Source organism: Amycolatopsis sp. NPDC051128, from assembly GCF_040682715.1.
Taxonomy (GTDB): Bacteria; Actinomycetota; Actinomycetes; order Mycobacteriales; family Pseudonocardiaceae; genus Amycolatopsis.
The window spans coordinates 121,933-143,956 of record NZ_JBFBBN010000006.1 but is presented as its reverse complement, the minus strand read 5'-3'; the positions used below and the strand labels follow the sequence as shown (position 1 = coordinate 143,956).

Below are 22,024 nucleotides of genomic sequence, written 5' to 3'. Positions count from 1 at the left end.
GGCTCAGCGGGGCACCCAGCGGGCCACCAGGACACCGGCGTCGTGCCGGAGCTCGCCACCGCCGTGGGCGAGGACGGCCTGGGTGAGCTGACGGGCCACCTCCGGAGGCAGTCCCTCGCCGTCGCCCGCCAGATGCTTGACGACCCGCTCCTGGCCGAATGGCGTCCCGGCCGGATCCGTGGTCTCGGTGACGCCCCGGGAGTACACGGCGACCACGTCGCCGGGGTCGAGCCGGGCCTCCACGTCCAATGCCGGCCGGGCGGCCGCGGCGAACGGCGTGGACGCCGGGCCGGCCTGGGGGAGCGCCTCGCCCCGGCGGACGATCAGCGGCGGGGGGTGCCCGGCGGCCAGCCAGCGCAGCCCGCCGGTGTGCAGGTCCAGTTCGGCGAGCACCCCGGTGACGGCAGGCAGGCCCGGCAGGGCCCCGAGTTCGGTGGCGACCGCGGCGTACTGCTCGGCGAGCGGCGCCCCGTCGCGCCGGGCGGCGCGGTAGGCCGCCAGCGCCGCCACGACGGCGAAGTTCGCGCTGCCGGCGCGCGAACCGGCGTCGAACATCGCCAGCCGTGCGCACCGTTCCGAGAGGGCGTAGTCGAACACCGTGCCGCACAGGTCGTACGCCGGCTGGACGCTCGCCCCGACGACGACGCTTTCGGTCGCGCCGGTCAGCGGCGGCAGGCTCTGCCACAGCAGCTCGGCGGGGGAGCCGCGGTGACGGAGCCGCCGCCGCACGTCGAGGCCGTCGCCGTACTGGGTCGTCACCGTGACGAGGTGGCCGAGCAGCGTGGCCAGCCAGTGGCACTGCTCCCGCAGCAGCGGGTCGTCCGGATCGCCGTCGCCGGTCGGGACGATCTCCAGCACCCCCAGCCGTTCCACGCCGTCGAGCAGCACCGTCCACAAGGTCGGAGTGCCCCCGTTGCGCGTGACGGTGGTCCCCGCGCGGCGGAACACGTCCCCCGCGACGGTGGTTTCGATGTCGAGCTCCCCGGCGGCGCCCGGCCGCAGCGGCACGAGCGTGCGCTGGTCGTAGTCGGCCAGGTAGACGCCGATCGTCAGGTCGAGCGCGCGGCCCGCCTCGGCGACGACGGCGGGCAGCCGCTCGGGCGGGGCGCGGTGGGCGCCTTCGAGCAGGTCGACGAGGGCCTTCAAGGGGCCGTGCAACGGCTTTCCCTCGCGGAACGAGTGGCTGTAGGGCGCGCGGGCGGGGCCGGCCACTTCGTCGAGCCGTTCGTTCACGGCGTGGGCGAGCATGTCGCGGTCGACCCGGGGCAGCGTGGTCAACCCGTTCAGATAGGCGTCCAGCTCCAGCAGGCTCAAGCTGCCGCCGAGGGCGAAGTAGCGCATCCACAGCTGCTCCGGCGTCAGGTCGCTGCGGGCGTAGCAGGCCGCGAGCAGGCGCCGTTGTTCTTCCTCGGGCAGGAAGTGCATGGGGCGGCTCACCTTCCCCGCGGCGCGGGGGCGAGGAGGTCCGCGGCGGCCTCGGCGGGGCTGCGGCCTTGGGCGCGCGCCAGCGACAGCAGACGGCCGAAGGCGGCGTCCTCGCCGAGGCCCTCCCGGCCCATCAGGAAGCCCTTGGCCATGGTGATCAGGTCACGCTCGCGCAGGGTGTGCCGGAACTGGTCGCTGAACCGGTTCGCCCGTTCGTACGCGCGGGCGTTGGCGACCAGGACCGCGGCACGGGTGGCGAACTTCGTCAGCGTGTGCTCGTCGGAGGGGCCGAAGGCGCCGGGGACGGTGGCGTAGAGCTTGATGGCGCCGTGGCAGCCGTCTTCGGTGACCAGCGGGGCGGTCAGCACCGAACGCAGGCCCGCGCCGGCGGCCTCGGCACACCACCGTGGCCAGCGCCGTTCGGTGGTGACGTCGTCGATCCGCATCGGCGAGCACTCGGCCAGCGCGGCCAGGCAGGGGCCTTCGCCGAGCTCGTACTGCCGGGTGTCGGCCTCCCGCACGTGGGGTCCCGACGCGCTCGTCGTGGCGAGGCCGCCGTCTTCGTCGACGAGGGTGACGCCGGCGCCCGCCGCGGCGGCGACCGTGGCCAGCGCCAGCGAGACGATCAGCTCCAGCACCGAGTCCACGGTCTCCCGCGACAGCAGCAGCCCGGACATCCGCGCGGCGACGGCGGCGAGCTCACCGTCCAGCGGCAGCTCGTCCGGCGTGGCACTCTCCGAGGACATGGCCGCTGATTACCATCCGGCGGCGTTCGGCAAACCTGTTCGGACATGGTCCGCCGGGAAGTGGGTACCCGGTGCGCCCGCGCGCCCGAGCGGTGAGGAGTGGACATGGAACGGCCCGAACGCACCACGCTTTCCTCGCCGCTGTTCGACGAGGTCACCGGAGCCCTCGAAGCGCTGACCGCCGTCCTCGAGGAGGAGGACGACTTCCGGATCCTGATCCGGCACGTCTGCCTGCAGGTCCGGCACGCCGTCCCGGGGGTGGACGAGGCGTCCGTGACCCTGGTGACCGGGGAAACGCCGCACACGGCGACCGCGACGAGCGAGGCCGTGCGCGACCTCGACGGCGACCAGTACCGGATCGGCGACGGGCCCTGCCTCGAAGCGGTCCGCAGCGGCAAGATCGTCCGCACCCCGGTGTCCGACGCGGTCGAGCGCTGGCCGGACTTCGCCCGCGGGGCGCGGGAGGCGGGCTTCGGGAGCTTCCTGGCCGCGCCGCTGGTGGCGGACGAGCGGTTCTCCGGCGCGGTCAACTGCTACGGCCGGCAGCTCGACGGCTTCGCGGAGATCGAAGCCCAGCTGCTCGAGCTCTACACGGCCGCGGTGGAGGCCGTGCTCCGCGTGTACCACCGGTACCTGCGGGCGCGCGAGACGGCGGCGCACCTGCGGACGGCACTGCTGTCGCGCGCGGTCATCGACCAGGCCAAGGGCATGCTGATGGCGATCCGGCAGATCGACGCCGACGACGCGTTCGCCCTCCTCGTCGAGCAGTCGCAGCGGGAGAACACGAAACTGCGGGAAGTCGCGGAACGGTTCGTGGAGCGGGTGGTCGCCGGTCGCGCCGTGCCGTGACCCGGCCCGGGCACGGTAACCTGGTGGCGTGGCGGGGAGCCGGATCACGGTGCGGGTGGGCGAGCGGCAGCTGACGCTCTCGAACCTCGAAAAGGTGCTCTACCCGCGGCACGGGTTCACCAAGGGCGAGGTGCTCGACTACTACACGCGGATCGCGCCGGTGCTGCTGCCGCACGTCCGCGACCGGGCGATGACGTTCGTGCGGTTCCCCGACGGCGTCACCGGCGGCTCGTTCTTCGAGAAGGACGTCTCCCGGCACGCCCCGGACTGGGTCCGCACGGCGCGCCTCACCGTCGGCGGCCGTGGCAAGGACCCCGAGATCCTGGCCTACCCGCTGATCAACGACCTGCCCGAGCTCGTGTGGGCGGCCAACCTCGCCGCGCTCGAGCTGCACGTCCACCAGTGGACCGTCGGCTCCGGCGACGAGCGGAGCCTCCCCGACCGGCTGGTGTTCGACCTCGACCCCGGGCCGGGGACGACAGTGGTCGACTGCTGCCGGGTCGCCGAGCGGCTCTACGACGTGCTGACCGGCGACGGGTTCACCCCGGTGGCGAAGACCAGCGGCTCCAAGGGCATGCAGCTCTACGCGGGCGTGGTGACCACCGACGCCGGTGAGACGTCGCAGTACGCGAAGGCGCTGGCCGAGCGGCTCGCCGCGGAGACCCCGCACCTCGTCGTGGCGCGGATGACGAAGACCCTGCGACCCGGCAAGGTCTTCATCGACTGGAGCCAGAACAACCCGTTCAAGACCACCGTGGCGCCGTACTCGCTGCGCGGACGCGACGAGCCGACGGTGTCCACTCCGGTCACGTGGGACGAGGTCCGCGCCTGCCGGCACGTCACGCACCTGCGGTTCACCGCCGAGGAGGTGCCGGCGCGCGTCGACGAGCTCGGTGACCTCTTCGCCGATCTGGCGCGCACCCGCGTCCCCATTCCTGCGTTCGGCTGAATTTCGGAAATCGCGATTCCGCCGCGAATCCCGCCGCGTTCCCGCCTTGCCGGCGACCGTTTCCGCGGGAATTGCCGGAACCCCGGCCCGACCAGGGTGACTTGATCGTCCTCAGTGGACCCCTGCACGTGCAGACGGCCGTGTCGGTGCACAGCTCGCCCGGCCGGGACGGTTTCCGTTGTGCGGCAAGCTGGACGGGGTGGGTACGGTCTACGCGTAACCGTCAGCGGGAGCCGCCGGAGCCGGCGGCGACCGGCGTGCGGTCGTCGCGGTGGTGGAAGACATCGATCTCGCGACCGTCGCCATTCCTGTCGAATGCGCGGAAACGGCGCTGAAGACGGCGGGGATCGATCCGGTGTGCCCGGCCGATCCGCGGTTTCACCGGCCGGGCAGGGTGCCCGGCCGGATTCCGGTGCGAAGAAAGGAAACGGGTGTCCGGCCTGATCGACACCGATCTCGAGTTCTGGTTCCAGCGCGGCCTGCGCGCGTATCTGGGCGAGGTGGCCCGCGCGCTGGGCTTCGGCTTCGAGTCCTGCACCGTGGACGTGGACGTCCCGGTCTCGGCCTACATCGCGGTGGACTGGCGGCTGCGCCGGTTCCCCGAGCGCGACGTCGCGCTGCTCTGGGACGAGGTGCACGGCTGGGCCGTCGCGGTCGAGGCGGCGTGCGGGGAGGAGATGATCGTGCTGGCCTACCTGGGCGGGGCCGACATCCTGCCGCCGCCGCGTGTGCTCGTGGGGTTCCAGGCCGCGTTGCGGGCGGGCGACTTGGCGCCGGACGGGCCCGGCTCGCCCGTGCTGCGCCGGGCGGGCAGTCATCAGGAGCTCCTGCCGTTGCTGCCGGCCGGGTGACCCCGCCGTCCGCCGATCGGCCAGACTGGACGAGCTGCAGGGGAGGTGGGGATGGCGGAGAGCGTGCCGGACGCGGTGGCGCCGATGCTGGCGGTGGACGGGCCGCTCCCGGACGACGACCGGCACGGCTACGAGTGGAAGTGGGATGGTTTCCGCGGCTGTGCCCGGGTCGCGGACACCGGCGAAACCCGGATCACCAGCCGCAGCGGCAGCGACCACACCCACCGCTACCCCGAGCTGGGGACCGTCTTCGGGCCCGCGCTCGGCGGCCGGGCGGCGGTGCTCGACGGCGAGGTCGTCGCGCTGAACGCGGCCGGCCGGCCGGAGTTCGAGCTGCTGCAGCGCCGCGCCCGGCAAGAGCCGACGGCGAAGCTGCGCGCCGAGGTCCCGGTCGTCTACTTCGCCTTCGACGTGCTGCGGATCGGCAGCGAGCCGCTGCTGGCCCGGCCGTACGAGCAGCGCCGCGAGCTGCTCGCGGAGCTGCTCCGGCCCGCCGACGGCCGGATCGTCGTGCCGCCCTGGTACACCCGCGCCGACATCGCGCCGGCCCAGCTGCTGGAGACGGCGGCCGCGCACGGCATCGAGGGCGTCGTCGCGAAGCGCCTGGACGCGCCGTACCTGCCCGGCGCCCGTTCGCCGTTGTGGACGAAACGCGCGTTGACGCGGACGCGCGAGGTGGTCGTCGGCGGCTGGCGCATCGGCGCCGGCCGCCGCGCGGACACGCTCGGCGCGCTCCTGCTCGGCGCGTACGACGACGAAGGCGCGCTGGTCTACCTCGGCGACGTCGGCACCGGATTCACCGACGACGCGCTCGACCACCTCCGTGCCGTGCTCGCGCCGCTGGCCCGCCCGGCGAGCCCGTTCGCGTCCGAGGTGCCACGCGACCGCGCCCGCGGCGCCCACTGGGTCGAGCCGGAACTGGTCGGCGAGGTCGTCTACCGCCGCATGACGCCGGACCTGCGGCTGCGCCACACGTCGTGGCGTGGTCTGCGCCCGGACCGGACGCCGGACGAGGTACGCGTCCCGGCGCCGGCGGAGTCGTCGTGACGCCGCCCGTGCGGCTCGTCGAGATCACCGCCGGGAACCGCGAAGCCGTGTGCGCCCTGCGCGTGGACCCGGATCAGGAGCGGTTCGTCGCCTCGGTGGCCCGGTCCTTGGCGGACGCCGCGACGACGCCCGAGGGCGAGCCCTGGTACCGGGCCGTCTACGCGGGGGACGAGCCGGTTGGCTTCGTGATGCTCAGCTGGAACGTCCCGCCCGGCCGTCCCGGCATCCTCGGGCCCTACTACCTGTGGCGGCTGCTCATCGACCGGCGGTACCAGGGCCGCGGGTTCGGCCGAGCGGTCCTCGACGAGGTCGTCGCGCTGGTGCGGGCGGACGGCGCCGGCGAACTGCTCACGAGTCACCAGCCGGACGACGACGGGCCGGGGCCGTTCTACCGGAAGTACGGGTTCCGGCCGACGGGCGAGATCGACGACGGCGAGATCGTCGTGCGGCTCGCGCTCTGACCTACGCGATCAGCCGCAGCACGAGGTACACGCCGCCACCCGCGGACAAGGCCCCGAGAATGAGCCCGGCCCAGCGCGGGATGTCGTAGTCCTCGAGCACGAGCTCGCGCACGATCGCGATGAGGGCGCCGAGCCCGCCGAACACGATCATCCAGACGACGTCGCCGAATGCCAGGCGAAGGTCGACGATGGTGCCGCCCTTGTGCACCAGGACGATCTTGTCGGTCACCTTCGAGACCTCGACCACCACCGGCGTGCCCGGTTCGGTGTCGAGCGACTGCTGGGTGTCGCCGAACTCGAAGTCCGCCTCGCCGTCACTGCGGACGGTGATGTAGTAGGTCGTGGACGACGTGGTGTCCGGTCCGCCGGCCGGGTGGTACGCCTGCCGATGGGCGACGACCGTGCCCTCGATGTCGTAGGTCGGCGCGTCCCGCACGGTCAGGTCGTGGATCGCGTAGGTGAGGAGCCCGGCCGGGATCGCGAACCACAGGACGGTCCCGATGAGCCGCAGCACGATCATCGGTCCAGCTGACCACTCGAAGCGACCCGGGGGGAGGGGAGAAACGCCCTCGCCGTGGTGGTGACTGCCGTCACGGCCGGGGTTGTCACATCGGTCCGGACCGCGGAGTCGAGGGGGTGACGGACCCGGAACCCCGGCGTCCGCGGTTCCCGCGAGGAGTTCCGATGTCCACCGCGTACCTGATCGTCACCCTTTTCGCCGCCGCCTTCGTCGGCTTCTCGGCCGTCTCGGTCTTCACCCGGGCGAAGTGGGTCGTCGAGCCGATCACCGAGTACGGCGTGCCCGAGTCGTGGTGGCCGTGGCTCGGCGCCGCCAAGGCGGCCGGTGCGGTGGGTCTGGTCGCCGGCCTGTTCGTGGCGCCGATCGGCGTCGCGGCGGCGATCGGCCTGGTGCTGTACTTCACCGGCGCGCTCGTCACGGTGGCCCGGGCGCGGTCGTACGCGCACCTGGCCTTCCCGCTGATCTACGTGGCGCCGGTGGTGGCTTCGCTGGCGTTGCGGTGATCCGCGAGCCAGCCGAGGGCGTCGGCGGCGTGGTTCAGCACGGACAGGTGGCCGTCGCCGGGAGTGACGCGGAGTTCCGCGTCCGGGCAGCGCCCGGCGAGCCACGCGCTGTGCGTCGCCGGGATCATCCGGTCGTCCTCGCCGTGCACCAGCAGGACGGGCGCGGTGATCGACGCCGGGTCGCAGCCCCACGGCGTGACGGCGGCGAGGTCGTCGTCGATCAGGCCGCCGGGCCCGCCCGCGAGCGCCGCCCGGACGACTTCGTCCAGCCACGACCACGATCCCTTCAGCGCCACGAAGTCGGCGGCGGTGAAGACGTCCGGATCGAACTCGGCGGCGGCCTCGTACTTCTCCTTGGCCGCCCGGCCTTCGGTGGCCGCGCGCAGGGCGGCCGCGGTCGCGGTGGCCATGCCGCCGAACCAGTCGAGCCCCTCGGCGTCGAACGGCGCGACCGCGGCGAGGCTCGCGACGGCGACGACGCGGCCGGGCAGCAGCGCCGCGGTGGCGAGGGCGGGCGAGCTGCCGCCGGAGTGCCCCATGAGGGCGAACTCGCCGATCCCGAGCGCGTCGGCGACCGCGGTCACGCACTCGGCGATGCTCGCGACAGTCCGCCCCGGCAGTGGCGTGGAGGTGCCGTAGCCGGGCCGGTCGAAGGACACCCAGCGCACGCCGAGCTCCTCGGCGAGCGGCAGCAACGGCCCGGGCGGCGCGCCGGTGTTGGGCGTGCCGTGGTGCCAGAAGACGGTGAGCCGGGCGGGGCCGCCGGTGTCGTAAACGTGCAGGACGCGTCCGCCGGGCAGAGCCAGATCGTGCTCGGTGACCATGGGCCGAGCCTAGCGGCTGTAACGAAAGCGCGACTCCGATCGTCGGAAAACCATGACCACCGCGAACTACGTGACCTTGGGCGACGACCGGCACCCGGTCAACGTCTGGTACGACGAGAAGACCCAGTCGATCCACCTGACCTGCGACGACCCCCGGCTGACCGACGAGAACGGGGAGAAGCCGGGATTCCGCCTGCGGTTCAACGCCAACCCGCAGTCGGCGGACTATCATCCGGCGAACTTCAACCGTCTCGCCCGGTACCTCCGGCAGCAGGGCAAGCCGGCTCCGGACGTGGCGGAGGAACACCCCCGTCGACTGGATCAGCGCCCCCGGTGAGCCGGGTTCAGCGGGCCAGCCGCTCTGCCAGCCAGGCCAGGGAAAGCGGGTAGCGGTAGTCGATCCCGCCATGGCCTGCGTCGAACAGCTCGAAGTGGACCCGGTCGTCCGGCAGGCCCGCCTTCGCCACCTCCGCCCGGAACGCTTCCGCGCCGAGGTCGAGGAACCACTCGTCGCTCGTGCCCGCGTCGATCCACACCGCGCGCAGCGACCGGACCGCCTCCGCGTGGCCGGCCACCATCCGGACCGGGTCCCAGTCGAGCCAGCGCTGCCACTGCTCCGGCCGCAGCACGCCGGACGCCGGGTCGAACGGCAGCTCCGGCGTCCCGTCGCCGGCGGCCGAGAAGCACGCCGAGACACCGAGCATCATCAGCAGGTTCGAGTCCTCGGGCTTGGTGAACGCCGGGCGCGAGCGGAAGTCCGCCCACCACGCCTGGATGTCCTGGTCGTAGGCCCGCAGGGCGCGGACCGCCTTGCCGAAGTCGGGGACGTAGCTCAGCTCGTACAGCGAGTCACCCGCGTGCGTCGCCAGCGCGCCGAACAGGTCGGGCCGCAGCATCGGCGTGATCATCGCGCCGAACCCGCCCGACGACTTGCCGGTGATCGCGCGGGACGCGCGGTCGGGGAGGGTGCGGTAGTGCGCGTCGACCCACGGCACGATCTCGTCGCACAGGTACGAGTGGTAGCGGCCCGTGCCGGGCGAGTCGACGAACTGCGAGCCGCCGTACGCGGTCCACGCGTCGACGTACACCACGACGCAGCCCGGCGCGCCGTCGGCGAAGACGGCGTCGGCGGTCTCCACGAACGGCTGCCGGAACGGCGTCCGGTTGGCCCACATCGTCAGGTGCCCGGTGTAGCCCTGGATCACGTACACCGCCGGGTACCGCTCGTCGCCGTCGTCGTAGCCGGGCGGGACGTACACCCACAGCGGCCGCTCGTGCGGGTCGCCGAGCGGATTGCCGCGCAGCAGCGCGGAGTCGAAGGTGTGCCGGTCGAGCCGGCCGGCGAGTTCTCCGTCCCAGGGCAGCATGCCGCCAGTCAACCGGTTACAGGGGCTAAGCGATACCTCTTTTCGGCGCGTAGCGTTGAGCCGCCTCCGTGTCACGGGCACGGTGGTGGGTCGGCAGATGCGGGGAAGACCATGAAACGTCCGGGGCCGTTGTTCACGTTGCTCGCCGGTGTCGTCCTCGCCGGCGGGATCGGAATCGTCAACCTGGCGACCGGGACCGGCGTCGCGCCGGTCGCCGGGACCGCGAGCGCCGGGAGCACTCCGAGCGCCGCGCCGGCGCCGCCCACGACAGTGGCGCTTTCGGAAGCGCCGAAGCCCGAAGCGCCCGCGCGGGCGGACTACGCCGGGCGGGTCGTCGGTGGCGGCGCGTCGGTCGCGGTGTCGGTGCGCGACGGCCACGCGATCGCGTACGTCTGCGACGGCAAGAAGGTCGAAGCCTGGCTGCAGGGCGCCACGGCCGGCGGCAAGCTGGACCTCAAGGACGCCAAGAACGCCACGCTGACCGGCAGCTTCGACGCCACCGCGGTCACCGGGACGGTCACGGCGCTGGGCAGGACGTGGCAGTTCACCGCGCCGGTGGCGAAGAAGCCCGCCGGCCTCTACCGGGCGGCGCCGAAGGTGCGGGGCAAGGCGGGGAAGGTCGGGTGGATCGTGCAGCCCGACGGCAGCCAGGTCGGCGTCCTCACGACGGACGAGGACTCGTCGCCGGCCCCGGTGCTCGACCCGGCCGCCGGCACCGCGACCGTCGACGGCGCCCCGGTGACCGCCGAGCCGGTCAGCGGCCTCGCCGGAAGCGGTGACTTCTGATGACCGCCCCCGCGGGCAACCGCGCGGCGGCCGCACTCCTCGTGCCGCTGGCCGTCGGCGCCGTCGTCTCGGTCGTGCTGGGCGTCTACGGCAGCCTGCACACGCCGACCGGGGTCGCGGTGAACGTCGCCGGGTTCTCCAGCGCCCAGTCGGTGAAGGCGTGGCTCGCGACGGTCGTCGTCGTGCTGGCCCTGGCGCAGCTGGTCTCCGCGCTGGCGATGTACGGCAAGCTCGGCGGCGGCGCGCCCGCGTGGGTCGCCCCGGTGCACCGCTGGTCGGGACGGCTGGCCTTCCTGGTGTCGATCCCGGTGGCGCTGCACTGCCTCTACGCGCTCGGGTTCCAGTCGTTCGACACGCGCGTCCTCCTGCACTCCCTGCTCGGGTGTTTCTTCTACGGCGTGTTCGTCGCGAAGATGCTGTTGCTGCGGAAGGACGGCGCGCCCGGCTGGTCGCTCCCGGTCGTCGGCGGCCTGGTCTTCACCGCGCTGGTCGGGTTGTGGCTGAGCGCGTCGCTGTGGTTCTTCACCCGATCCGGCCTGACTTTTTAGCGGAGAGGACGATCGTGCGCGACGACGACACGGACCCGGTGCTGGCGCGCCGGACGGCGCTGGCGGTCCTGGGCGCCGGGGTGGTGGCCGGCTGCAGCACCTACGGCGGCAACTCGGGCGCGACGTCCGCGGCGCCGCCGCCGGCCGGCGGCGGAACCGAGCTCGGCGCGGCCGGCGACGTGCCGGTCGGCGGCGGGAAGGTGTTCGCCGACAAGCAGGTGGTCGTCACCCAGCCGGCGGCGGGGACTTTCGCGGCCTTCTCGGCGATCTGCACCCACCAGGGCTGCACGGTCGACTCGGTCGCCGACGGCACCATCAACTGCCCCTGCCACGGCAGCAAGTTCAAGATCGCCGACGGCTCGGTGGCGAACGGCCCGGCGGCGCAACCGCTGGCGAAGAAGACGATCACCGTCGCGGGCGGCAAGATCACCCTGGCCTAGCGGTGATGTGTCGTCAGGCCGGCCGCCGCGGCCGGTAATCCGGTCGCCGCGCGCCGCGCCGATCTGGCACGATCGGGCGGGTGAGCCCGGTCGAGATCGCCTGCGACGAGTCGGGCTCGGAGGGCGAGAACCTGCTCGGCGGCGAAACGGACGTCTTCGCCCACGCCGGTGTGCGGCTGTCGCCGGAGCACGCGCGTGCCTGCGTACGCGAGATCCGTGACCGCATCGGCTCGCCCGCCGAGGAGTACAAGGCCAACCACCTGCTCCGCGAGAAGAACCGCGCGGTGCTCGAGTGGCTGCTCGACCCGGCCGGCCCGCTCGCCGGCCGCGGGCACGTGCACCTGACCGACAAGACGTTCTTCGCCGTGCGGGCCGCGGTCACGCTGCTGGCCGACGACGGCACGGACGCCATGGCCCGCACCCTCCACCGCGCGGGCCCGGCCGCCTTCGGCGCCGCCCGCTGGGCGTTCTTCTTGGCCGCGTTCACCAGCGTGCTGCGGCTCAAGCCCCGGCGCGGCGTGACGACGTCGCCGGAAGAGTTCTTCGCGCTCGTCGGCGACCTCGCCGCGACCCCCGGCGAAGCCGGCGAGATCCTCGGGCTGTTCCGCGGCGGCGCGGAGCGCGTGGCCGCCTACCGGGCCCGGCTGGCGAGCGAACCGGGTCTGGTGCCGGTGCTGGATCCGCTGGTGCCCGCGGTGATCCACACGGTCCGGCACTGGAGCGCGGACGGCACCCCGGTCGCACTGGTGCACGACGAGCAGCTCGCCCTGACCGCGGAGCGCGTGCTGCAGCTCAAGGCCACCCTCGGCCACCGGCTGGCGGACGTGCGCTTCGTCGACTCCCGGTCCGACGCCCGGGTGCAGATCGCCGACTTCCTCGCCGGCGTGGCCAGGCGGATCGCCTCCGACGACCTGAACGGCCGCGGGGACAGCCGGCTGACCGGGCTGCTGGAGTCCTTTGTGGACGCGGACTCGGTCTGGGACGGGCTCAGCAGGTGATCGCCTGCGTCGGCGGAGTCGTGTTGTCGAGCCGCTTGACGTAAGCGCCGCCGCCGCGCCGCGCGCACGCGGAATCCTTGGTGGCGAACGGTCCACTGTAGACGGCATAGATGTCGGCGCCGTTCAGCTGCTGCCGCAGCGAGCCGCAGCCGGTGGTCGGCGCGTGCAGGTAGTCCGCGCCGGGGTGGGCGTCGAGGAACCGCTGGACGTCGGCGCGGTAGCGGGCCGGGGTGACCGCGGAGCCGAGGATCACGACGAAGGACCCGTCGCAGGCGGGGGTGCTCATCGCGGTCGCGAGCCCGAGATCGGCGCCGGCCGGGGCGCTGGTGGCGACCGACGTCCGGACGGTCACCTGGGTGGTCGTGACCGGCGTGGCCGTCACCGGTGGCGTGGCCGACGGCGGCGTGGTCGACGGTGTCGCTGACGTCGAGGGCGGTGTCGCGCTGGGCGTCGTCCCGGCCCGCGACGTGGGCTTGAAGATCGTGAACCATCCGGCGACGGCCACGAGAGCGAGCAGCGCGACCGCGGCGACCAGCCACGGCGCCTTCGAAGCCCGCCGCGGCTCGGTCACGGGCGCCACCCGGGTGGCCTGGCGGGTCGGGGGAGCGGCGGCGTGGACCGGGACGGTACCGCCGAGCGCGGCCCGCGCGGCGGCCGCCAGTTCCGTGACACTGCCGAACCGCGCGGCGGGATCCTTCGCCATGCCCTGGGCGATGACGACGTCGAACGCCGCGGGCAGACCGGGCCGCAGGTCGCTCGGCCGGGGCGGCGGCTGGTGCAGGTGGGCGCCGATCAGCGACGCGGCCGTCGTCGCCGCGAACGGCTTGCTGCCGGTCAGGCACTGGTGCAGCACGCAGGCCAGCGAATAGACGTCGACGCGGTGGTCGGTGGGCGCGTCCGTGAAGCGCTCCGGCGCCATGTAGTCGAGCGTGCCGACGGCGCCGCCGGTCGCGGTGAGTTCCGTGCCGGGCCCGGCCGTGCGGGCGATGCCGAAGTCCACGAGATAGGCGAACCCGGTCGCGCCGACGAGCACGTTCGACGGCTTGACGTCCCGGTGCACCAGGCCTTCGGCGTGCGCGGCGGCGAGCGCCTGGGCGACCTGCCCGGTGACGTCGACCGCTTCGGCGGGGGCCAGTGCGCCGCCCGTGGCCAGCCGATGGCCGAGGTCGTCGCCGTCGACCAGGCGCATGTCGAGGTAAAGCCGTCCGTCGATCTCGCCGTAGGCGTGGATCGGGATCACGTGCGGCTCGCGCAGCCGCGCGACCGCGTGCGCCTCCCGCCGGAATCGTTCCTGGAACTCGTGGTCGGCGGCGAATTCCGGGGCGAGCAGCTTCAGGGCCACGGCGCGGTCGTGGCGGGTGTCGTAGGCGCGCAGGACCTCGCCCATGCCGCCGCGGGCGATCAGCGACTCGACGCGGTACGGCCCGAACTGCCAGCTCACGCGGTTCCCTTCACCAGGCACTCCGGACACCGGGAAGTCGTACACCGCGCGGGCGTCCGTTACAAGGGGTGACACACCGCTCTCCGCGGCCGATCACTGGTTCGAGAAGATCCCGGCCCACGTACCCTGGCGTGGTGCGGACCCGACCCACCCTGACCTGGACGTCGGCGGAGGCGCCGCTGCCGCGGACCGCCGGCCTCGACGAGCTGACCGGAGTCGTCGCGCGCGGCCGGGTCGCCGTGCTGAGCGGCGCCGGGCTGTCCACCGAGTCCGGGATCCCCGACTACCGCGGCGAGACCGGCAGCCTGCGCCGGCACACGCCGATGACGTACGACGAGTTCGTCACCAGCGCCGAAGGGCGGCAGCGGTACTGGGCGCGCAGCCACCTCGGCTGGCGCACGATCGCCCGCGCCGACCCCAACGACGGCCACCGCGCGGTGGCCGCGCTGCGTGCCGGCGGGTTTGTCTCCGGGGTGATCACGCAGAACGTCGACGGCCTGCACCAGGCGGCGGGCACCGCGGACGCGATCGAACTGCACGGCAGCCTCGACCGCGTCCTCTGCCTGGACTGCCGCCGCACGAGCCCGCGCGCGGAGCTGGACCGGCGGCTGCGGGCGGCGAACCCCGGCTTCGGGGGTTCGGCCACCCGGATCAACCCGGACGGCGACGTCGAGCTGCCCGAGGACGTCGTGCGCCGGTTCACCCCGGTGCCGTGCGCCGACTGCGTGTCCGGGGTGCTCAAGCCGGACGTCGTGTTCTTCGGTGAGAACGTGCCGCGGCCGCGCGTCGAGCAGTGCTACCGGATCGTCGACGACGCCGACGCGCTGCTGGTGCTCGGCTCGTCCCTGACCGTGATGTCCGGCCTCCGCTTCGTCCGCCACGCGGCGGCCGCGGGCAAGCCGGTGGTGATCGTCAACCACGGCGAAACGCGCGGCGACCGGTACGCGACGGTGCGGGTCGACCGGCCGCTGGGGGAGGCGCTCACCGAGCTGGCCTCGCGGCTGGGCTGCCGGCCGGACGAGGATCGCGGCCGAACCGCGTGAGCAGCCGGTCCTGGCGGGTCGTGCGGGGCGCGCCGGGTGGCGGGTCGGCGAAGAACCGCGAGTTCAGCGCCAGCCCCGCGAAGATTTCGTCGTAGCTCTCGTCGATCCACGCGACGAGACCGGCGTCGAGGGTGTCGTCGGCGCCGAGAGCGCGGGCGAGGTCCCAGGTGTGCACGGTGCTGTCGGCGGTGCGGAGGGCCAGCGCCCGCCGTCCGGTCAGCTTGCCCAGCGGGTAGTCGACCACCCGGTCCGGCGCGCCTTCTTCGGCGAACGCGCCGGCGCAGGCCCGCACCGACGCGGTGAACGCCGTGAGGGGGTCGTCGCCGAGGGCGTCGGTGTCGCGGGCGGCCAGGAACTCGTCGCGGGTGGCGCCGCGGAGGAGGCCGGCGTAGCTGAGGTTGCCGCGGGTCATGTGGTTCACCAGCGCCCGCACGTCCCACTCGGCGCACGGGGTCGGCGCGTCCCAGCCGCCGGGCGGGACCGCGCGGACGTGACGCTCGAAACCCTTGCCGGCGAGCAGATAGCGGTCGAGGAGCATGACGTCCAGTCTGGCCCGGCCGGGGGAGCGGCGCAGGCGGGTTTCGGACGTCGTGGACGAGTCCGGTCCGGGCAGGCGGGGGGAACCTGCCCGGACCGGACTCTGCGACGGACCTCCCCGCCCGGTCGTAGCCTGCAAGACGCGGCGGCCGTCCCCGTCGTTACACCGGCTGCAAACCGTTCCACGACCAGTGCGGCATCGGCAGCCCGGCGGGGACGTCCTCGGCGGGGCCCGGGAAGGCGAGCACCTCGGCCACCGCCCACTCCATGTAGGCCCGCAGCGCGGCGCGGAACCCGGGATCGGCGGGCAGGCCGGCGTCGTCCGCGGCCCGCACGAAGCACGTCACGAACCGCCGGCCGAGGTCGCCCATGTCGCCGTTGCCGGCGTGCAGCTTGAGCATCGCCGAGTGGTCGCCGCATTCGGCGGAGAACCGCGGCGGTCCGCCCATGACCTCGGCCCAGTACCAGGCCAGCCGCTCGACGTGCAGCGGGTGCTGGCCCGGGTGCGAGAACGGGTGGTTCAGCTCCGGGTCGGCCAGGCAGCGCTCGTGGTGGGCGGCGGCCAGCGCGAGGAACGCGGGGTCGCCGCCGGCGAATTCGTACAGCGTCGGACGCATCCGCCGAGCCTGGCACGCGGGGAGCTCGAACACCAGGACGTCAGGCACGGCTCCCGGCGGCGGCGCGTTCCGCCGTGGGGGAGAAGCCGCCGAACGCGTCGACCGCCCGCCGGACGTCCTCGGTGACGAGGTCGTGGTTCAGCGCGCCCGCGGCGGCCGCGCCCTGGGCCGCGGCGATGATCACGGTCGCCCGCGCGTCGACGACGTTCCCGGCCGCCCACACCCCCGGCACGGTGGTCTTCCCGGAGGGGTCGACGGCACCCTCTTCGTAGCCGAGCCCGCGCAGCAGCTCGTCGTGCGGGACCGTGCGGGTGCGGACGAACAGCGCCACACGCGGCACGAACCGGCCGCCGAGTTCGAGACCGGTGAGGCGGCCGTCTTCCCGCCGCAGGGCCGTCACGACGCCGTCGACGACGCGGATCCCGCGCGCGTCGAGCCGCTCACGGTCCTCTTCGGACGGAGGCGCCGTGTGCGCGAAGTACACGACGTCCGGCGACCACTGGCGGACCAGCAGCGCGTGCTCGACGCTCAACGGTTCGGTGCCGAGCACGCCGAGCGGCTGGTCGCGGACCTCGTAGCCGTGACAGTAGGGGCAGGTCACCGCGTCGGTGCCCCAGCTCTCCCGCAGGCCGGGGAGGTCCGGCAGGTCGTCGTGGACGCCGGTGGCGACGAGGACGCGCCGGGCGGTCAGCTCCCGGCCGCTCGCGAGCCCCGCCGTGAAGCCCGGGTCGAGCCGGGTCACCTGGTCTTCGAGGATCTCGACGCCGTAGCCGTCGAGCTCTTCGCGGCCGGCCTTGAGCAGTTCGGACGGCGGCAGGCCGTCGCGGGAGAGGAAGCCGTGCATGTGCGCGGCGGGGGCGTTGCGGGGCGCGCCGCCGTCGACGACCGCGACGCGCCGTCGCGCCCGGCCCAGCATCAGGGCGGCGCTGAGGCCCGCCGCGCCGCCACCCACCACCAGGACGTCATAGCTGTTTTCGGTCATGCCGCCACCATGAACCCGGCTTCGCGAATCCGACAACTAATGTTGCCGTTTCCGGGACGAGCGGGTTTGCTGGAGGCATGACGGACGCGATCACCCAGGCCCTGGCCGAGGTCGGCCCCCGGCTCAAGCGGGTCCGCACGCAGCGGCGGGTCACCCTGGCCGACCTCTCGGCGGCGACGGGCATTTCGAAGAGCACGCTGTCCCGGCTGGAGTCCGGCCAGCGCAAGCCGAGCCTGGAGCTGCTGCTGCCGATCGCGCAGGCCCACCAGGTCCCGCTGGACGAGCTGGTCGGTGCCCCGGAGGTCGGCGACCCCCGGGTCCGGCTGACCGCGCGCCGCATCCCGCGCCACAACGGCGCGGCGATGACGGTGCTCCCGCTGACCCGCCAGCCGGGCGCGCCCCAGGCGTTCAAGATGATCCTGGAACCGGAAACGGGCGAGCCGGACCCCCAGGTGCACGAGGGTTACGAGTGGCTGTACGTCCTGTCGGGCCGGTTGCGCCTGATCCTGGCCGACCGTGACATGACACTGGGCCCGGGCGAGGCGGCGGAGTTCGACACCCGGTTGCCCCACTGGTTCGGCGCGGTCGACGGCCGGCCGGCGGAGATCCTCAGCCTGTTCGGCAAGCAGGGGGAGCGGCTCCACCTGCGGGCGAAGTCCCGCTGAGCTAGGGGCGGCGGTAGATCGTGATGGAGTGGCCGACCTCGTCGATCGGCGTGCCGCCGCCGATCAGCGCCGCCAGGCGGTCGTCGGCCTTGGCGATGGCGGAATCCGACACGACGAGCAGCCCTCGCACCTGCTCCGGGGACACAGTGAGCGGGTCGGCGGCGTCGATGCCGTAGAAGGACGGCAGGCCGCTGCCCTTGTAGACGAGCCAGATCCGCTCGCCCGGGTAACGCTGCCGCAGGCGGTCCGCCAGCCGGCCCAGGTCCTGGCCCCAGTCGACGTTCGAGTCGTGCAGGCGCAGATGGGTCTTCGCCGGTCCGCCGAACGCCTCGTTGGAATACGGCAGGTAGTACGGGAACGTCCGCAGTGAGCTGATCGCGGTGACGGCGACCAGGACCGCCACCGCGATGTGCGCCCATCGCCGGCGTAGCGCGACCACACCGGCCGCCGCGACCGCCAGGAACAGCGGGACGAAGATCGCGTACCGGACGCCGAGGTCGCGGTGGCCGGTCATGGCCGCGGCCAGCAGCACGGCCGTGGGAACGAGGACGTAGGGTGCCGCCGGCCGCAGCCGGGGGACCGACACCAGCGCGACGGCCCCGGCCGTCCAGAGCGCCAGCGCGCCCAGCGGCGTCTTCACCAGCAGCGCGGCCGGCAGGTAGTACCACAGCGAACCGAAGTAGTGCCTTCCCAGCAGGAAACCGCTCCACACCTGGTCCTCGAAGCCGAACTGGACGCGCATCCCGTCCCGGTAGGGCCGGGGGAACGGCAGCCGGTCGGCGAGCGCGCGCAGGCCGTGGACCGCCGGCAGATCCGGCGGGGTTTCCCAGCGCAGTCCCGGATCCACGACGAGGTAGGAGGCCCACACCACGGCGACCGCGACCAACGCCACCGCGACGGCCGCCACCGCGCCGAGCCCGAGGCGCCGGACCGTCCTTCGTGGACCATCGCCGGGGGCGCACCAGACGGACGCCACGACCAGGAGCAGCAGCACGGGGACCGCGGCAAGGGCGGTCACCTTCGTGGCCAGGGCCGCGCCCAGCGCGAGGCCCGCCAGGGGAAGATAACGGACGGGGTGGCGCCGGGCCCGCCACAGCAGCCAGGCCGACGTCAGCAGGAAACCGGCCACCGGCACGTCGAGCGAGGCCAGCGACCCGTGCGCGATGACATCGGGGGAAAACGCGTACAGGGCGAGCGCCACCAGCCCGCCGGCGGGACCGGCCAGATCACGGGCGAACATGAAGACGACCAGCCCGAACAGCAGCGTGAGCACGATCATCGGCAGCCGCGCCAGCAGCATCAGCCGTCCCGGGTCATGGCCCGATTCGTACAGCACGTGCCGGCCGAGCTCGGTTTGGTCGCCGGCGAAGGCGGGGTCGAGGCGCACATCGGCGAAGGCGAGCCCGGACGCGACGATCAGCTTGCCCAGCGGCGGGTGCTCCGGGTTGTACCGCAGGCTGTGCTGTTCCAGGTAGACCACCGCCGTGCCCACGTACACGGGTTCGTCGATGGCCGGGGTCTGTTCCACCGCCGTCACGACCATCGCGACCGCCATCTCGGCGAGCAGCACGACCACCGCGAACGCGAACAACCACCGCCGCGGCCGGTCGCCGCTCACCGTCGGCAGGTTCTCGGGGGCCGCCTCGCCGGCCTGGGTCACAGAGTGTCGTATTCGTCGCCGTTTTCGTTGAGCAGCACATAATCGGGCGACAGCTCGGTCAGGCACGTGTTCAGCGACATGAGCAGTTCCTCGACGGCGACCTGGTCGAACTCCAGCTCCGTGGCGGCTTCGGAGCAGAGCTGGTCGATCCGCGGCTCGTGCTCCTTCATCTCGGCGTAGGAGAATTCGAAGGCGGCGCGCATCGCGTCGAGGTCGGGCACGTGCGCCACGACGTCCTGCCAGGTCGGCACCCCGACGACCAGGCGAAGCACGGAGTCCAGGTCGGCGGCGACGATCCCGGCCGTGCCTTCGGAGTCGGCATAGAGCACAGGGCCGTTGTCGCACACGAAGAACGTGCCGCCCGAGGCGTCACCGGCGACCGCGCGGAGCTCGCCGCCCGAGGCCAGCCGCACCGGTTCGACGGGGTCGAGGCGGGCGATGTCGAAGTCGAACACCTCCGCCAGCAGTGCGGAGGCGCGGGTGTTGGTCCGGAGGCGATCGAACATGGCGGAACGATAGACCGCCGCGCCACCAGGGAGAGAAAGCGGTTAAGGATTCCTCTGCCGCGCAAGCGGTCAACGGAAGGCCGTGAATGGCACATTGAGGGACTCTATGTCCCTCAATGTGCCATTCACAGCTATGGGCGAGCACCTGAAACCGGCCAATCGGGCCAATCGGGCGGCTTGACAGCTCGCTGCCGCAGCTAACTGCCCGGCCGCTCCCAGTCCAGCTGGCCGGGGTCGTCCTGGCCGGCCGACGCGCGCAGCAGCGCGCACAGGTCGGCCGGCAGGACGAGCCCGGTCGCGGTGGCGAGCCGGTCGAGGTCGTGCTCGGTCGCGCCGGGTCGGAACGGCGCGGTGTCGGGGAGCAGGCACTCGAGCGCGGCTCGCAACCGCGCGAATTCGCGAGCGGTGGGGTTCATGGCGGCCAGTCTGCCGGACGCGAGCCGGTGGCGACTGGTATTACTATACCGGTCAGTGTTAGGGTACCGGTATAACTATACCCCTCTGTGACGTGAGGTTTTCGTGATCGAACTGAAGACGCCTGCGGAGATCGAACGCATGCACGTGGCCGGCCGGTTCGTCGCCGAGGTGCTCTCCGAGGTCGGCCGGCTCGCCGACGTGGGCGTCAACCTCCTGGACCTCGAGCACCACGTGCGCGGCATGATCAACCGGCGCGGGGCGGAGTCGTGCTACTGGGACTACGCGCCGTCCTTCGGCAAGGGCCCGTTCCGCAACGTCATCTGCCTGTCCGTCAACGACGCCGTCCTGCACGGCCTGCCCCACGACTACACACTGCGCGACGGCGACGTGCTCAGCGCGGACCTCGCGGTCAGCGTCGACGGCTGGGTGGCCGACTCGGCGCGCACGATCATCGTCGGGACCGCCGCCGAGGAGGACCTGCGGATCATCCGCGCCACCGAGGAAGCGCTGGAGGCGGCGATCGAAGTGGCACGTCCGGGCAACCGCCTCGGCGACATCTCGGCGGCGATCTGGGCGGTGGCGCGTGACTACGGCTATCCGGTCAACGCCGAGTTCGGTGGTCACGGCATCGGCCGCACCATGCACGAGGAACTCCACATTTCCAACAAGGGCCGGCCCGGCCGCGGCCTGAAGCTGCGGCCGGGGCTGACCCTCGCGCTCGAACCCTGGTTCGCCCGCACGACCGACCGGATCGTCTACGACGACGACGGCTGGACCATCCGCTCGGCGGACGGCTCGCGCACGGCCCACTCCGAGCATACGGTGGCCGTCACCGAGGACGCTCCCTTGGTGCTCACCCGGCGCGAATCGGAGAACCCGGCCACGGGGGGAGGTTCCGCCGGCCGGCTGTCCACAAAGGACGCCTAGCTCCTCGTGCCGTACGCGCCGGTGTCGATGTCCTCGATGAGCGCCGGCCCGGTGGGTGTCCAGCCGAGCAGCTCACGCGTCCGCGTGCTGGTCGCCCAGAGGTCCATGGCGAAGAAGTGGCCGATCCACCCGTAGTGGTCCTGGACGTCCTCGGCCGCGATGGAGGCGACGGGGAGGTCGAACGCGCGGCCGATGGCCTCCGCGATCTCGCGGGTCGGTACGCCCTCTTCGGCCACGGCGTGCAGGCGGCTGCCCGCGGGCGCCTTCTCGAGGCCGAGGGTGACGAGGCGGGCCGCGTCGGACCGGTGCACGGCAGGCCAGCGGTTGCCCCCGTCGCCGGGGTAGCCGGAGACGCCCTTCTCGTGGGCGATCGCCGCGAGGATCGCGATGAACCCGTGGTCGCCGGTGCCGTGGACGGTCGGCGAGAACCGCAGGATCACCGGGTGCACACCGCGGCCGGCGAACTCGAGCGCGAGGTTCTCGCTGCCGCCGCGCAGTGCGCCGGGACCGTGGAACGGGGAGGCGTCGGCCTCGGTCGCGGGTCTGCCCTTGACGAGCGCGGCCAGCCCCGAGGCCACCAGCAGCGGTCGCCCGGTTTCCGTGAGTGCGTCGCCGATGGTCCGGACGGCGGCGCGCTCGGCCGCGTTCGAGACGGCCGGGTTCGCGAAGTCGTGCTTGTTCGCCAGGTGGATGACGGCGTCGGCGTCCGCGGCGCCGGCTCGGATGCCGTCGAGGTCGTCGAGGTCGCCGCGGCGGACATGGGCGCCCTTCGCCTGGAGCACCGCGGCGGACGCGTCGGACCTGGCCAGTCCGGTGACGTCGTGGCCGGCGGCGAGCAGGTCGTCGACGACGGCGGAGCCGATCCAGCCGGAGGCTCCGGTGACGAAAACGCGCATGAGATGAACTCCTCTGCTG

Annotated in this window: 28 protein-coding genes; 14 read left to right on the top strand and 14 right to left on the bottom strand. The window is 73.1% G+C overall.

Annotated features, from left to right (window positions below; all coding sequences use genetic code 11):
• Window positions 1-3 precede the first annotated feature (3 nt).
• Together AB0M82_RS09695 and AB0M82_RS09690 are read right to left on the bottom strand one after the other, a co-directional pair.
• Entirely contained in the window at window positions 4-1,425 is a 1,422-nt protein-coding gene (locus AB0M82_RS09695) for a PP2C family protein-serine/threonine phosphatase (protein WP_364719250.1), read from the bottom strand.
• An 8-nt stretch (window positions 1,426-1,433) separates the two neighbouring features.
• A complete protein-coding gene (locus tag AB0M82_RS09690; protein ID WP_364719248.1) occupies window positions 1,434-2,171 on the bottom strand; it encodes a GAF and ANTAR domain-containing protein in 738 nt (245 codons plus the stop codon).
• Window positions 2,172-2,276: 105 nt separating this feature from the next.
• Here AB0M82_RS09690 and AB0M82_RS09685 point away from each other — a divergent pair, with 105 nt between their 5' ends.
• The gene (locus AB0M82_RS09685) at window positions 2,277-3,020 is read left to right on the top strand and encodes a GAF and ANTAR domain-containing protein (protein ID WP_364719245.1); all 744 of its coding nucleotides are present in this window, start codon (window positions 2,277-2,279) and stop codon (window positions 3,018-3,020) included.
• Between the two features lie 28 nt (window positions 3,021-3,048).
• The gene (gene ligD, locus AB0M82_RS09680) at window positions 3,049-3,969 is read left to right on the top strand and encodes a non-homologous end-joining DNA ligase (protein WP_364719243.1); all 921 of its coding nucleotides are present in this window, start codon (window positions 3,049-3,051) and stop codon (window positions 3,967-3,969) included.
• 223 nt (window positions 3,970-4,192) lie between these two features.
• Here the strand turns inward: ligD (AB0M82_RS09680) and AB0M82_RS09675 are convergent, their stop codons facing one another.
• A complete protein-coding gene (locus tag AB0M82_RS09675) occupies window positions 4,193-4,351 on the bottom strand; it encodes a hypothetical protein (protein WP_364719241.1) in 159 nt (52 codons plus the stop codon).
• A gap of 49 nt (window positions 4,352-4,400) precedes the next feature.
• Between AB0M82_RS09675 and AB0M82_RS09670 the strand changes: the two genes are divergently transcribed.
• The 3 genes from AB0M82_RS09670 to AB0M82_RS09660 are packed head-to-tail and all read left to right on the top strand — an operon-like array spanning window position 4,401 to window position 6,328.
• Window positions 4,401-4,820: a DUF6292 family protein gene (locus tag AB0M82_RS09670; RefSeq protein WP_364719239.1), complete on the top strand. Its 420-nt coding sequence runs from the start codon at window positions 4,401-4,403 to the stop codon at window positions 4,818-4,820.
• Window positions 4,821-4,871: 51 nt separating this feature from the next.
• Window positions 4,872-5,867 carry a non-homologous end-joining DNA ligase gene (gene ligD / locus AB0M82_RS09665; protein WP_364719237.1) on the top strand — a complete coding sequence of 332 codons (996 nt, stop codon included), beginning with the start codon at window positions 4,872-4,874 and terminating at the stop codon, window positions 5,865-5,867.
• The gene (locus AB0M82_RS09660; protein WP_364719234.1) at window positions 5,864-6,328 is read left to right on the top strand and encodes a GNAT family N-acetyltransferase; all 465 of its coding nucleotides are present in this window, start codon (window positions 5,864-5,866) and stop codon (window positions 6,326-6,328) included. The genes ligD (AB0M82_RS09665) and AB0M82_RS09660 overlap by 4 nt, the downstream gene beginning before the upstream one ends.
• A 1-nt stretch (window position 6,329) precedes the next feature.
• Here AB0M82_RS09660 and AB0M82_RS09655 read toward each other — a convergent pair whose 3' ends face one another.
• A complete protein-coding gene (locus AB0M82_RS09655) occupies window positions 6,330-6,848 on the bottom strand; it encodes a hypothetical protein (RefSeq protein WP_364719231.1) in 519 nt (172 codons plus the stop codon).
• A 164-nt stretch (window positions 6,849-7,012) separates the two neighbouring features.
• On the opposite strand from AB0M82_RS09655, the gene AB0M82_RS09650 reads away from it, so the two are divergent.
• A complete protein-coding gene (locus tag AB0M82_RS09650; protein WP_364719229.1) occupies window positions 7,013-7,351 on the top strand; it encodes a DoxX family protein in 339 nt (112 codons plus the stop codon).
• Here the strand turns inward: AB0M82_RS09650 and AB0M82_RS09645 are convergent.
• Window positions 7,312-8,175, bottom strand: coding sequence for an alpha/beta hydrolase (locus AB0M82_RS09645; RefSeq protein ID WP_364719227.1), 864 nt, complete (start codon window positions 8,173-8,175; stop codon window positions 7,312-7,314). The two genes, AB0M82_RS09650 and AB0M82_RS09645, sit on opposite strands and share 40 nt — an antisense overlap.
• Before the next feature lie 52 nt (window positions 8,176-8,227).
• On the opposite strand from AB0M82_RS09645, the gene AB0M82_RS09640 reads away from it, so the two are divergent.
• The gene (locus AB0M82_RS09640; protein ID WP_364719225.1) at window positions 8,228-8,512 is read left to right on the top strand and encodes a hypothetical protein; all 285 of its coding nucleotides are present in this window, start codon (window positions 8,228-8,230) and stop codon (window positions 8,510-8,512) included.
• Window positions 8,513-8,519: 7 nt separating this feature from the next.
• Here AB0M82_RS09640 and AB0M82_RS09635 read toward each other — a convergent pair whose 3' ends face one another.
• Window positions 8,520-9,542, bottom strand: coding sequence for an alpha/beta hydrolase-fold protein (locus tag AB0M82_RS09635; protein WP_364719222.1), 1,023 nt, complete (start codon window positions 9,540-9,542; stop codon window positions 8,520-8,522).
• A 111-nt stretch (window positions 9,543-9,653) separates the two neighbouring features.
• Here AB0M82_RS09635 and AB0M82_RS09630 point away from each other — a divergent pair, with 111 nt between their 5' ends.
• From AB0M82_RS09630 to AB0M82_RS09615, 4 genes are all read left to right on the top strand, one after another.
• Window positions 9,654-10,328 carry a hypothetical protein gene (locus AB0M82_RS09630; RefSeq protein WP_364719220.1) on the top strand — a complete coding sequence of 225 codons (675 nt, stop codon included), beginning with the start codon at window positions 9,654-9,656 and terminating at the stop codon, window positions 10,326-10,328.
• Window positions 10,328-10,876 (top strand): DUF6529 family protein, encoded by a 549-nt coding sequence (locus AB0M82_RS09625; protein WP_364719218.1) that lies wholly within the window; start codon window positions 10,328-10,330, stop codon window positions 10,874-10,876. The genes AB0M82_RS09630 and AB0M82_RS09625 overlap by 1 nt, the downstream gene beginning before the upstream one ends.
• Before the next feature lie 14 nt (window positions 10,877-10,890).
• On the top strand, window positions 10,891-11,316 hold the full coding sequence (locus AB0M82_RS09620) for a Rieske (2Fe-2S) protein (protein ID WP_364719216.1): 426 nt from the start codon (window positions 10,891-10,893) through the stop codon (window positions 11,314-11,316).
• Between the two features lie 80 nt (window positions 11,317-11,396).
• A complete protein-coding gene (locus AB0M82_RS09615; RefSeq protein WP_364719214.1) occupies window positions 11,397-12,314 on the top strand; it encodes a DUF3800 domain-containing protein in 918 nt (305 codons plus the stop codon).
• Here the strand turns inward: AB0M82_RS09615 and AB0M82_RS09610 are convergent.
• Complete coding sequence (locus AB0M82_RS09610) at window positions 12,304-13,830, bottom strand: serine/threonine-protein kinase (protein WP_364719212.1); 1,527 nt, start codon at window positions 13,828-13,830, stop codon at window positions 12,304-12,306. The two genes, AB0M82_RS09615 and AB0M82_RS09610, sit on opposite strands and share 11 nt — an antisense overlap.
• A gap of 59 nt (window positions 13,831-13,889) precedes the next feature.
• On the opposite strand from AB0M82_RS09610, the gene AB0M82_RS09605 reads away from it, so the two are divergent.
• A complete protein-coding gene (locus AB0M82_RS09605; RefSeq protein WP_364719210.1) occupies window positions 13,890-14,798 on the top strand; it encodes an NAD-dependent protein deacetylase in 909 nt (302 codons plus the stop codon).
• On the opposite strand, the gene AB0M82_RS09600 is transcribed toward AB0M82_RS09605, so the two are convergent.
• The 3 genes from AB0M82_RS09600 to AB0M82_RS09590 all read right to left on the bottom strand — a co-directional run bounded on the left by AB0M82_RS09600 (window position 14,737) and on the right by AB0M82_RS09590 (window position 16,934).
• Window positions 14,737-15,336, bottom strand: coding sequence for a TIGR03086 family metal-binding protein (locus AB0M82_RS09600; protein ID WP_364719207.1), 600 nt, complete (start codon window positions 15,334-15,336; stop codon window positions 14,737-14,739). The genes AB0M82_RS09605 and AB0M82_RS09600 overlap by 62 nt on opposite strands.
• A gap of 160 nt (window positions 15,337-15,496) precedes the next feature.
• Window positions 15,497-15,952, bottom strand: a complete 456-nt coding sequence (locus AB0M82_RS09595) for a group II truncated hemoglobin (RefSeq protein ID WP_364719205.1) — start codon at window positions 15,950-15,952, stop codon at window positions 15,497-15,499.
• 40 nt (window positions 15,953-15,992) lie between these two features.
• Window positions 15,993-16,934, bottom strand: a complete 942-nt coding sequence (locus AB0M82_RS09590) for an NAD(P)/FAD-dependent oxidoreductase (RefSeq protein WP_364719202.1) — start codon at window positions 16,932-16,934, stop codon at window positions 15,993-15,995.
• A gap of 77 nt (window positions 16,935-17,011) precedes the next feature.
• Between AB0M82_RS09590 and AB0M82_RS09585 the strand changes: the two genes are divergently transcribed.
• Complete coding sequence (locus tag AB0M82_RS09585) at window positions 17,012-17,599, top strand: XRE family transcriptional regulator (protein ID WP_364576237.1); 588 nt, start codon at window positions 17,012-17,014, stop codon at window positions 17,597-17,599.
• Window position 17,600: 1 nt separating this feature from the next.
• Here AB0M82_RS09585 and AB0M82_RS09580 read toward each other — a convergent pair whose 3' ends face one another.
• From AB0M82_RS09580 to AB0M82_RS09570, 3 genes are all read right to left on the bottom strand, one after another.
• Window positions 17,601-19,259 (bottom strand): phospholipid carrier-dependent glycosyltransferase, encoded by a 1,659-nt coding sequence (locus AB0M82_RS09580; RefSeq protein WP_364719200.1) that lies wholly within the window; start codon window positions 19,257-19,259, stop codon window positions 17,601-17,603.
• Window positions 19,256-19,765 (bottom strand): hypothetical protein, encoded by a 510-nt coding sequence (locus AB0M82_RS09575; protein WP_364719198.1) that lies wholly within the window; start codon window positions 19,763-19,765, stop codon window positions 19,256-19,258. The genes AB0M82_RS09580 and AB0M82_RS09575 overlap by 4 nt, the downstream gene beginning before the upstream one ends.
• 197 nt (window positions 19,766-19,962) lie before the next feature.
• On the bottom strand, window positions 19,963-20,181 hold the full coding sequence (locus tag AB0M82_RS09570; RefSeq protein ID WP_364719195.1) for a hypothetical protein: 219 nt from the start codon (window positions 20,179-20,181) through the stop codon (window positions 19,963-19,965).
• A 103-nt stretch (window positions 20,182-20,284) separates the two neighbouring features.
• On the opposite strand from AB0M82_RS09570, the gene map reads away from it, so the two are divergent.
• Complete coding sequence (gene map, locus AB0M82_RS09565; protein ID WP_364719193.1) at window positions 20,285-21,109, top strand: type I methionyl aminopeptidase; 825 nt, start codon at window positions 20,285-20,287, stop codon at window positions 21,107-21,109.
• On the opposite strand, the gene AB0M82_RS09560 is transcribed toward map, so the two are convergent.
• Window positions 21,106-22,005, bottom strand: coding sequence for an SDR family oxidoreductase (locus tag AB0M82_RS09560; RefSeq protein WP_364719191.1), 900 nt, complete (start codon window positions 22,003-22,005; stop codon window positions 21,106-21,108). The genes map and AB0M82_RS09560 overlap by 4 nt on opposite strands.
• Window positions 22,006-22,024: the final 19 nt, after the last annotated feature.

Bases quoted from the DNA above. Each gene is read 5' to 3' on its own strand.
- AB0M82_RS09695 (WP_364719250.1), bottom strand. From the start codon at position 1,425: ATGCACTTCCTGCCCGAGGAAGAACAACGGCGCCTGCTCGCGGCCTGC.
- AB0M82_RS09690 (WP_364719248.1), bottom strand. From the start codon at position 2,171: ATGTCCTCGGAGAGTGCCACGCCGGACGAGCTGCCGCTGGACGGTGAG.
- AB0M82_RS09685 (WP_364719245.1), top strand. From the start codon at position 2,277: ATGGAACGGCCCGAACGCACCACGCTTTCCTCGCCGCTGTTCGACGAG.
- ligD (WP_364719237.1), top strand. From the start codon at position 4,872: ATGGCGGAGAGCGTGCCGGACGCGGTGGCGCCGATGCTGGCGGTGGAC.
- AB0M82_RS09655 (WP_364719231.1), bottom strand. From the start codon at position 6,848: ATGATCGTGCTGCGGCTCATCGGGACCGTCCTGTGGTTCGCGATCCCG.
- AB0M82_RS09650 (WP_364719229.1), top strand. From the start codon at position 7,013: ATGTCCACCGCGTACCTGATCGTCACCCTTTTCGCCGCCGCCTTCGTC.
- AB0M82_RS09645 (WP_364719227.1), bottom strand. From the start codon at position 8,175: ATGGTCACCGAGCACGATCTGGCTCTGCCCGGCGGACGCGTCCTGCAC.
- AB0M82_RS09640 (WP_364719225.1), top strand. From the start codon at position 8,228: ATGACCACCGCGAACTACGTGACCTTGGGCGACGACCGGCACCCGGTC.
- AB0M82_RS09635 (WP_364719222.1), bottom strand. From the start codon at position 9,542: ATGCTGCCCTGGGACGGAGAACTCGCCGGCCGGCTCGACCGGCACACC.
- AB0M82_RS09630 (WP_364719220.1), top strand. From the start codon at position 9,654: ATGAAACGTCCGGGGCCGTTGTTCACGTTGCTCGCCGGTGTCGTCCTC.
- AB0M82_RS09625 (WP_364719218.1), top strand. From the start codon at position 10,328: ATGACCGCCCCCGCGGGCAACCGCGCGGCGGCCGCACTCCTCGTGCCG.
- AB0M82_RS09600 (WP_364719207.1), bottom strand. From the start codon at position 15,336: ATGCTCCTCGACCGCTATCTGCTCGCCGGCAAGGGTTTCGAGCGTCAC.
- AB0M82_RS09595 (WP_364719205.1), bottom strand. From the start codon at position 15,952: ATGCGTCCGACGCTGTACGAATTCGCCGGCGGCGACCCCGCGTTCCTC.
- AB0M82_RS09590 (WP_364719202.1), bottom strand. From the start codon at position 16,934: ATGACCGAAAACAGCTATGACGTCCTGGTGGTGGGTGGCGGCGCGGCG.
- AB0M82_RS09585 (WP_364576237.1), top strand. From the start codon at position 17,012: ATGACGGACGCGATCACCCAGGCCCTGGCCGAGGTCGGCCCCCGGCTC.
- AB0M82_RS09575 (WP_364719198.1), bottom strand. From the start codon at position 19,765: ATGTTCGATCGCCTCCGGACCAACACCCGCGCCTCCGCACTGCTGGCG.
- AB0M82_RS09570 (WP_364719195.1), bottom strand. From the start codon at position 20,181: ATGAACCCCACCGCTCGCGAATTCGCGCGGTTGCGAGCCGCGCTCGAG.
- AB0M82_RS09560 (WP_364719191.1), bottom strand. From the start codon at position 22,005: ATGCGCGTTTTCGTCACCGGAGCCTCCGGCTGGATCGGCTCCGCCGTC.